At 64.7% G+C, this 7,861-nt stretch carries 11 protein-coding genes; 6 read left to right on the forward strand and 5 right to left on the reverse strand.

From position 1 onward, the window contains the following. Positions 1-34: 34 nt before the first annotated feature. Positions 35-529: an FBP domain-containing protein gene (locus J7I84_RS10550; protein ID WP_214944270.1), complete on the reverse strand. Its 495-nt coding sequence runs from the start codon at positions 527-529 to the stop codon at positions 35-37. A gap of 313 nt (positions 530-842) precedes the next feature. Here J7I84_RS10550 and J7I84_RS10555 point away from each other — a divergent pair, with 313 nt between their 5' ends. Beyond that, positions 843-1,688 carry an SGNH/GDSL hydrolase family protein gene (locus tag J7I84_RS10555; RefSeq protein ID WP_214944272.1) on the forward strand — a complete coding sequence of 282 codons (846 nt, stop codon included), beginning with the start codon at positions 843-845 and terminating at the stop codon, positions 1,686-1,688. Between the two features lie 14 nt (positions 1,689-1,702). Here J7I84_RS10555 and J7I84_RS10560 read toward each other — a convergent pair whose 3' ends face one another. Continuing rightward, complete coding sequence (locus J7I84_RS10560) at positions 1,703-2,008, reverse strand: YciI family protein (RefSeq protein ID WP_214944274.1); 306 nt, start codon at positions 2,006-2,008, stop codon at positions 1,703-1,705. 59 nt (positions 2,009-2,067) lie between these two features. Between J7I84_RS10560 and J7I84_RS10565 the strand changes: the two genes are divergently transcribed. Both J7I84_RS10565 and J7I84_RS10570 read left to right on the forward strand, forming a co-directional pair. Next, positions 2,068-2,553 (forward strand): MarR family winged helix-turn-helix transcriptional regulator, encoded by a 486-nt coding sequence (locus J7I84_RS10565; protein WP_214944276.1) that lies wholly within the window; start codon positions 2,068-2,070, stop codon positions 2,551-2,553. A 56-nt stretch (positions 2,554-2,609) separates the two neighbouring features. Next, positions 2,610-3,371: an SGNH/GDSL hydrolase family protein gene (locus J7I84_RS10570; RefSeq protein ID WP_214944278.1), complete on the forward strand. Its 762-nt coding sequence runs from the start codon at positions 2,610-2,612 to the stop codon at positions 3,369-3,371. Between the two features lie 52 nt (positions 3,372-3,423). On the opposite strand, the gene J7I84_RS10575 is transcribed toward J7I84_RS10570, so the two are convergent. The 3 genes from J7I84_RS10575 to J7I84_RS10585 are packed head-to-tail and all read right to left on the reverse strand — an operon-like array spanning position 3,424 to position 6,231. Next, on the reverse strand, positions 3,424-4,236 hold the full coding sequence (locus tag J7I84_RS10575) for an FAD:protein FMN transferase (RefSeq protein WP_214944288.1): 813 nt from the start codon (positions 4,234-4,236) through the stop codon (positions 3,424-3,426). Positions 4,237-4,240: 4 nt separating this feature from the next. Then, complete coding sequence (locus J7I84_RS10580) at positions 4,241-4,768, reverse strand: FMN-binding protein (protein ID WP_214944280.1); 528 nt, start codon at positions 4,766-4,768, stop codon at positions 4,241-4,243. After that, positions 4,765-6,231, reverse strand: coding sequence for a ferric reductase-like transmembrane domain-containing protein (locus J7I84_RS10585; RefSeq protein WP_214944281.1), 1,467 nt, complete (start codon positions 6,229-6,231; stop codon positions 4,765-4,767). Before J7I84_RS10585 ends, J7I84_RS10580 begins: the two co-directional genes overlap by 4 nt. Before the next feature lie 314 nt (positions 6,232-6,545). Here J7I84_RS10585 and rpmB point away from each other — a divergent pair, with 314 nt between their 5' ends. The 3 genes from rpmB to rpsN are packed head-to-tail and all read left to right on the forward strand — an operon-like array spanning position 6,546 to position 7,257. After that, the gene (rpmB, locus tag J7I84_RS10590) at positions 6,546-6,782 is read left to right on the forward strand and encodes a 50S ribosomal protein L28 (RefSeq protein WP_003798559.1); all 237 of its coding nucleotides are present in this window, start codon (positions 6,546-6,548) and stop codon (positions 6,780-6,782) included. Continuing rightward, positions 6,782-6,949 (forward strand): 50S ribosomal protein L33, encoded by a 168-nt coding sequence (gene rpmG, locus J7I84_RS10595; protein WP_013602737.1) that lies wholly within the window; start codon positions 6,782-6,784, stop codon positions 6,947-6,949. The genes rpmB and rpmG overlap by 1 nt, the downstream gene beginning before the upstream one ends. Positions 6,950-6,951: 2 nt before the next feature. Continuing rightward, positions 6,952-7,257: a 30S ribosomal protein S14 gene (gene rpsN, locus J7I84_RS10600; protein WP_009358853.1), complete on the forward strand. Its 306-nt coding sequence runs from the start codon at positions 6,952-6,954 to the stop codon at positions 7,255-7,257. Positions 7,258-7,861 lie beyond the last annotated feature (604 nt).

Raw genomic sequence — 7,861 nt, forward strand, 5'->3', positions numbered from 1 at the left:
GCTATCCGGGCCGCCGTCCTACTTGGACTGCACGCTACTTGGACTGCACGCGGCCCAGGAACTGCGCCGTGCGGTCCTGCAGGCCCTGGATCTGGCGTTTCACCACCACGGCGGGGTCCGGGTTGATCTCATTGACCGGCGGTTCCCTGCGGACGTTGCCGCAGCACAGGAAGTCGGCGCAGATCAAGGTGCCCACGGTATTGCCGTCGCGTCCGGACTGGCCCGCGCGCTTGGCGACCCAAAGGAGAACGTCCTCCTTGGAAAACACGTCGCGGCAGAGCTCGCACAGCACTGAGCGCTTCTTCCGGGCTCCGCCGTCGGGTGCCCGGAGCATGATCCCCGTGAGGCCTTTGCCGCCCGGAACCACCAGGTAGCCGCGCAGCGGCATCTTGTCATCGCGCCAGCCCAGGAACTCCAGGTTGTCCCAGTCCAGGGTGTCGAAATTCTTGGGCAGCGTGAGCTTTGCGGCTTCCGAGCGGCTGGCGTTGACGAAGGATGAACGGATCTGTTGGGGCGTGACTGATTGCATGGCTGAAACTTTCGTGAAGGGTGGGTGGCCCGGAGCGGGCCAGGGGTAACGGGGGAGTCAGTCAGTCTCCGCGGTGCAGGCCAAAGCGGCCGCCCCGCTCTCCACGGCAGCGACGGTCAGGATGACCTTCTGCATGCGCATTGTTCCCCGTTGTCCCGTTCCTGTTCAGCATTCCGGTGTGTTGGCCGCCCGGACCGGCAAGGCCATCCTGCCAAACCAATGGCCTTCTGTCCAAGGACAAGGCCGAGGGGTGCGCACCTCCTGTTCATCCCGGCGTCGTTCTCGCTTCTCCTTGTCCCGCTACGTTGGGGCGGTGGTGCCTGAATCCCTGCTTCCTGCCTCCGGGCGGCGGGTGTTTGTTGCCCTCGGGGACTCTTTTACCGAAGGGGTGGGGGACCGGGACGAGCGGTTGCCCAACGGGGTGCGGGGCTGGGCCGACAGGGTGGCCGAGAAACTCGCCAAAGCGCAGCCCGGGTGGAGGTACGCCAACCTGGCCATCAGGAGCAAGCGGCTGCGGCACATCGTCGCCGAGCAGCTGGAACCGGCGCTGCGGATGCGGCCAACGCTGGTTACGCTCTACGCGGGCGGCAACGACATCCTGGACCTGAAAACCGACATGCCCGCGCTCATGGCGGACTACGAACAGCTGGTGGCCCGGTTGGCGGGCACCGGGGCCACGGTGGTCCTCTTCACCGGGTTCGACGTCAAGGTTTCAGCCCTGCTCGAGCCGCTGAAGAAGCGCAACACCTACTACAACCAGCGGGTGCGGGAGATCGCGGAGAAGCACGGGGCCGTGCTGGTGGACTACTGGTGCCTGGACGCCTTCCACGACCGCCGGATGTGGGACTCGGACCGGCTCCACATGTCCAAGGCCGGCCATAAGTACCTTGCCGGCCAGGTGCTGGACCAGTTGGGCGTGCCGCACAAGATCAAGCCCAAGGACTGGGAACCACCCACCCGGCTTAGCCTGCGCGAGTGGGAGCGGCACCAACGGCGATGGGTCCACGACTGGGTCCTGCCGCTCTTCGGACGCAAGCTCCGTGGGGTCACGTTGGGGGATGCCCTCGCCCCGCGCTGGCCCCAACCGGTGAAGGTCCCCCGGAAAGGCGGGCTGAAAAGACTCGCGCCGGAATCGCCCGACGCCGGCAGCACGCCTTAAAGAGGCAACGCGCCCTAAGGTGCGGGCTGGGGCGGAGTGTCCAGCAGGATTTCGTATCCGGCCGCCACCCGGCCCGCATGGAACTCCATTACCTCAAAGTCGGCGACCCCATTGGTGTAGAACGGATCCTGGGAAAGGCTCGCGTCGAGGGTTTCCCGTTCGGCCTGCGACAGCAGCAACCCTCCGGTGCGGGGGATCTTGCGGCCGGCGGCGATGAACACGCCGTCGTCGAACGCCTTCTGCAACCAGGCGATGTGGGCGTCGTTATGGAAGTCGACGATCTCCTGGGGCACGCGGTAGGTGAGGGACACAACATACATGGGGCAAGCCTACCGGCGCGGCACAAGCTACTTGAAGGATCAATCGTAGAATGGGGAACATGACCGAACCCCGGTGGCTTAACGCTGACGAACGCCGCGCCTGGCTGGCACTGGTAAGCATCAATACGCTGCTGCCAGCGGCCCTGGACACCAAGCTGCATGCCGCGGGAAAGCTGTCCCTTTTCGACTACACGGTCCTGGCCATGCTGTCCGAAGCCGAGGACCGGTTCCTGCCCATGAGTGAGCTCGCGGCCCGCACCAGCGCCTCCCTGTCCCGCCTGTCCCACGTGGTGACCAAACTCCAGAAGCGCGGCTGGGTGGAGCGCCGTCCGCACCCGCACGACGCCAGGGTGACCACCGCCCACCTCACCGAGGACGGCATGGCCACCATCGTCGGGCTGGCCCCGACCCATGTCGAAGACGTCCGGGACCTGTTCCTCGATGCCCTGACCGAGCAGGATGTCCTGGACCTGGCGCGGATCGGCGAGAAAGTGGTGGGACGGCTGGACACCGAGCACTGGATTCTCCGCGAAACCCAAGGCTGACCTGGGAACATCCCGGCCGATTGGTTGCTTCCGGCAACGGATGGCAAACTAACCGAATGGATTTCACTTCCCGGTTCGTGGCACTCGGCGACTCCTTTACCGAAGGCGTCGGTGACGATGACCCCTCGCGCCCCAACGGCGTCCGCGGCTGGGCCGACCGCGTGGCAGAGCAGCTCACCGCCACCAGCCCGGACTTCGGCTACGCCAACCTGGCCATCCGCGGCAAGAAACTTCGCCAGATCCTGGCTGAGCAGGTGGACGCCGCCATCGAACTCAATCCCACCCTGGTGAGCATTTACGCCGGCGCCAATGACATCCTCCGCCCCCGCGTGGACATCGATGACCTGCTGGCGGAGTACAACGACGCCGTGGGGAAGCTGGCCGCCACCGGCGCCACCGTGGTCATGTTCACGGGTTTCGACGCCCGGGGTTCGAAGGTTTTCGGCACCATGCGCGGCCGCACCGCCATCTACAACGAACTTGTCCGCGGTATCGCCGGGGACCACGGTGCCCTGCTGGTGGATTACTGGCGCTTCAGTGAGTACTACGACTGGGGAATGTGGGCCCACGACCGGATGCACATGTCCGCCGCCGGCCACGCCAACATGGCCAAGCGGGTGCTGGAAGTCCTCAAGTACGACCATTCCATCGACGTTCCGCCCATGACACCCGTGCCGCAGCTCAGCGGAGCGGACGCCCTGCGCGCCAACGCCCAATGGTTCCGCGAGTATGCGGCGCCGTGGGTGGTCCGCCGAGTCACCGGCAAGTCCTCCGGGGACAACCTGCAGCCCAAGTACCCCCGCCTCACGCGGCTTTAGCGGTCCTGGCTGCGCGGGACCTGGCTGCGCGACCTGGCTGCGCGGGACCTGTCTACGCCGGCTGGAACGCCGGAGTCGCCAGCATTGAGCCATCGGCGCGGATGGCCAGCACGGCAACGTCCCAGTTGTCCGCAGCGTGGTTCAACATCGGCGCGCCGCCGGCGACGATCGCCGTGGCCAGCACATCGGCGGTAACGATATCCGCTGCGGCGACGGTGACCTGGACAAAGCCGCCGCCGTCTTGGGCGCCGTTTCCCGCCCGCCAGATGTGCTCGCCGCGTTCAGCGGAGCCGGAGGTGGCAATCGCATTGTGCCGCCCGTTGCCGCCGAGCGCGTATCCGGTGATCAGGGTCCGGCGGTCAGCGGGGTCCACCACGCCGGCGGTCCAGGGCTCCGTGCTGCCCGGGCGCGGTGAGCCGCTGACCAGGACGTCGCCGCCTGCGTTGAGGCACCAGTCGCGGCGGCCCAGCGCCAGGAGCGAAGTTCCCGCCTCACGGATGGCATGGCCCTTGATGATTCCCGAAAGGTCCAGCACGCCGTCCGGCCTCTCAGGGGTGAAGGCGCCCTCCGTACGCAGCCGCCACTCATGCGCCTCGGCGTACGCTTCGCGCATCGGGGCCGAGGCATGGGGCAGCTTTAGTTCCCCGCGCGCCAGCCGGCTCGCCTCCGAATCAGGGCGGTACAGGCTGAAAATCTCGTCCAGGTCCTGGAACAGGCGTTCGACGACGGCGGTGGCGGCGACGAGCTCGTCCGGCCCGGGCTGCCCTTCCGCGGGAGAGCCCATCGGCAGCGTCAGCCCGATGACCGTTCCCATGCATTCGAAGGTGCGGGCTTTGAGGACGAAGGTGCCGGTGGCCGCCGGCATGGGGTCAGAGGTTCGCTGCATCGATGGCTGCCTGGAGTGAGGTGAGGTAGGCGTCGCTGGTGATGGTGGCGCCGCTGACCGTTTGCACATTTGCCGACTGTGCCGCGAGGACCTTGCTGCGGAGCAGGGGTGCCGCCCGGTTGCTGATCTGGATCGACTTGCCGTCCGTATTGGTCAGCTGGAGGGCCGTGATATCCGTGATCTTGCCGCTGGCCACCGTGATCTGGACCTGGACGGGACCGAACCTGGTCTGGACAGTGTTTCCCTTGTAGGTGCCGGCAGCCGAAGAACCCGAAGACCCTATGGACCCTGAAGAGCTGGACGAACCTGTTGAGCTCGAGGACCCGGAAGACCCAGCCGTGCCTGACGAACCCGTCCCCGCCGAACCTGTGCCGGCCGCACCCGTGGTGCCTGTCGCCGTCGTACTCGATGCGACGGTGCTGATCCCGTTTACCTGGGTGCCTGTCTGCCAGCCCACCAGGAGGATCCCGGCGGAGGCCAATGCTGCTGCGACTGTTCCGCGTATTTTCACCAGTCAAACCTTTCGTGATGGATCTGATCGTCGGGGACGCCGGCTTTCCCGGCATCCGCCATGACGTTGGCCGCCCACGCCGCAGGACCGCAGACGTAAACGTCCGCATCCTTGATGTCCGGCACATAGGAGGTAAGGCTGTAACCACTCCGCACCGAATCCTCGTTCAGCCAGGTGGGCTGGCCATGGGCCCGTGGCCCGGTGAGGTGGAAGAGCCTGACACCACGGGCCTGGCAGAGGTCGAAGATTTCGTTGCCCAGGTAAAGCTCCTGTTCCGTGCGGCCGCGGAGCAGGACCGTCGCCCCGCCGGGCGCAAACGGGGTGGTTTCCAACAGCGCGCGCAGGGGAGTGATGCCGATGCCCGCGCCGATCATCACCACTTTGTTTCTGGTCCGGGCTGCCGTGCTCAGCAGACCGTAGGGGCCTTCCAGGGCCACTTTGGTGCCCTTGCTCAACCGGAGAAGCTGGGCGGAGCCGTCGCCAAGGCTCCGCACAGTGACCCGCAGCGTGCCCTGGCCGTCCGGACCGTTGAAGACCGGCTCCGCGGACAGGCTGAACGGATGGGGGTGCCACCACATGCCCGGGGCCAGGAAACGCCAGATGAAGAAGCGTCCCCCCGTTTCCGCCAGCTGGTCCAGCTTCCGGCCCCGCATGACGATGTTCACCACGCCCGGCGCCACCGTCTCCACGCGGGCCACCGTCAGCTGGTGCCGTACCGTAGCCAGCACCGGTTCCAGGATCCGGAAATACGCCAGGGCTGTGCCCGTGTAGATGCAGATGGCCACCCAGTACCACCGCTGCCAGGTGCCGGCCGCAAACAGCCCGCCCACACTGAACTGGTGGGGAATCGACGTGGCCACGGCTGCATACGTCAGGAGGTGGACCACGTACCAGAATTCGTAGGGGAAGCGGCGGCGGACAGCCACCAGGGAGGTCACGACGACGGCGATGAACAGCGCCATGGAGACGAATGCCAGCCACATGTCGGGCACCTCGACCCACAGGTTGACGGACTCGCTGACGGGATCCAGTCCTTCGGCCATGCCGTACCCGATGGCGAGCAGGACTCCGTGCGCCAAGAGCAGGTAAAGGGAGGGTTTTCCCAGCTTGCCGTGGAACGCCAGGGCCCGGTCGTGGCCGATGGTGCGGTCGATGAATGGGATCCTTGCGGCCAGGAGCAGCATGAGCAGGACGAGGTCCATGCCCGCAAGGCCTGCCACGATCCCCGCGGCCGTGAACAGCGAGGCGGGAGAGGCGATGTTGGTTGCCCCGCCGTCGGCCAGCCACAGGGCGATTGCGGCCGCCACGGACGCCCAGGCAATGACAGTGAGGAGGTCCGTCCGGAGCCTGCGCTGCCGATGCTGGCGTGCAAACCAGCCGCGGGCGGGTCTTGTCGCTGATGATAGCTCCGGGCGGCCGGAGCTGCTTGCGCCCGGTGATGACGGCAGGAGCTGCGTGTTCATGTATCAAACATGCTTGCGCAAGCTATGTCCCTGCTGTGAAAAGGGGACAGCCGGGCCTGTGACATTTTCTCCCAAGCTGCCGCTTATACACCCGATTGGTCTTTAATTGCGTCAACTCGTAGACTTGGTAGGCGCTAAGTGCGCGGAGCGTGCGCAATTGCTCCGGTTGCCCGGTAATTTTCTCCAGGGTGGCCGGTAGTTAGGGGCTCAAGTTGCGTAACTAACCGTTGCCCGTACATTCTGTGGGTCGCACTTGGCAGCATGGTCCAGCAGCAGATATGCGGATCATTACTTTCAATTCTTGAGGAGAAGTCATGGCAGCACACTGCCAAGTGACCGGGGCCGAGCCGGGCTTTGGGCACAGCATTTCGCACTCGCACCGCCGCAACAAGCGTCGGTTCGATCCGAACATCCAGAAGAAGCGCTACTGGGTTCCGTCCCTGCGCCGTAATGTCACCCTGCAGGTTTCTGCAAAGGGCATTAAGACCATCGACGTTCGCGGCATCGACGTAGTCGTCGCCGACATTCTGGCTCGTGGGGTGAAGCTCTAGTGGCTAAGGACAAGGACGTACGTCCCATCATCAAGCTCAAGTCGACCGCGGGCACGGGTTACACCTACGTAACCCGCAAGAACCGTCGTAACGACCCTGACCGCATGGTCCTGAAGAAGTACGACCCCAAGATCCGCCAGCACGTCGAATTCCGAGAGGAGCGCTAAACATGGCTAAGAAGTCCAAGATTGCTCGCAACGAGCAGCGCAAGGTCATCGTTGAGCGTTACGCTGCCAAGCGCCTCGAGCTGAAGAAGACCCTGGTTGACGAGAACGCAACCGACGAAGCACGCGAAGCAGCCCGCCTGGGACTGCAGAAGCTGCCCCGCAACGCGTCCCCGATCCGTCTGCGCAACCGCGACATCATCGACGGCCGCCCCCGTGGCACCTTCCAGAAGTTCGGCATCTCCCGTGTCCGTTTCCGCGACATGGCACACAAGGGCGAACTCCCGGGCATCACCAAGTCTTCCTGGTAATCCAGCACCGCTGATTCCAGCTGCTTGAGAAGGGCCGGCAACCTTAGGGTTGCCGGCCCTTCTGCGTTAAGCCATGACAGTCCAGGGCTGGCCAGCCGGGTGTCTGTGCGGCGGCCGCAACGTAACCACAACGCCGGGCGCCGGTTTGCGTGCTGCTTGTCCCGTTCCGCCGCGGGATCCCGGGGATTCGATGCCTTGGAAGGGCCGGTTTGCGGCAGGCCCGGTGTGCGTGTATTGTTTTCTAAGTCGCCGCGGGGGAGACAGCGAAAAGCTGAAAACCGCGGGTGGCAAAACCCCAAAAATCAAAGCCAGGATCTGGTCGTCTTTAGGGCGCTGGAAAGTGGTGTGGGGCGGTCTTGATGCCGATGGAAATCCTGAAAGATGGATTTGCTTCGGGCTTGAAGGTCGGGTAAGTTTGAAAAGTTGCTCCGGAGCGATCCTGAACGGGATGTTTGGGTGGTGCCGGGTGTGTCTGTTGTTTGAGAACTCAATAGTGTGCCAAGTTTGTTGATACCGATTATGTATGTAATTGGTTGATTGTGCTGTGCCGCCACCCCGTGGTGTGCATGGTGTTTTTAGCTGGTTTCAAATTTTGTGCAGCTTT

The organism is Arthrobacter sp. ISL-85 (assembly GCF_018613675.1).
Taxonomy (GTDB): Bacteria; Actinomycetota; Actinomycetes; order Actinomycetales; family Micrococcaceae; genus Arthrobacter.

Bases quoted from the DNA above. Each gene is read 5' to 3' on its own strand.
- rpsN (WP_009358853.1), top strand. From the start codon at position 6,952: ATGGCTAAGAAGTCCAAGATTGCTCGCAACGAGCAGCGCAAGGTCATC.
- J7I84_RS10550 (WP_214944270.1), bottom strand. From the start codon at position 529: ATGCAATCAGTCACGCCCCAACAGATCCGTTCATCCTTCGTCAACGCC.
- rpmB (WP_003798559.1), top strand. From the start codon at position 6,546: ATGGCAGCACACTGCCAAGTGACCGGGGCCGAGCCGGGCTTTGGGCAC.
- J7I84_RS10565 (WP_214944276.1), top strand. From the start codon at position 2,068: ATGACCGAACCCCGGTGGCTTAACGCTGACGAACGCCGCGCCTGGCTG.
- J7I84_RS10570 (WP_214944278.1), top strand. From the start codon at position 2,610: ATGGATTTCACTTCCCGGTTCGTGGCACTCGGCGACTCCTTTACCGAA.
- J7I84_RS10585 (WP_214944281.1), bottom strand. From the start codon at position 6,231: ATGAACACGCAGCTCCTGCCGTCATCACCGGGCGCAAGCAGCTCCGGC.
- J7I84_RS10560 (WP_214944274.1), bottom strand. From the start codon at position 2,008: ATGTATGTTGTGTCCCTCACCTACCGCGTGCCCCAGGAGATCGTCGAC.
- J7I84_RS10575 (WP_214944288.1), bottom strand. From the start codon at position 4,236: ATGCCGGCGGCCACCGGCACCTTCGTCCTCAAAGCCCGCACCTTCGAA.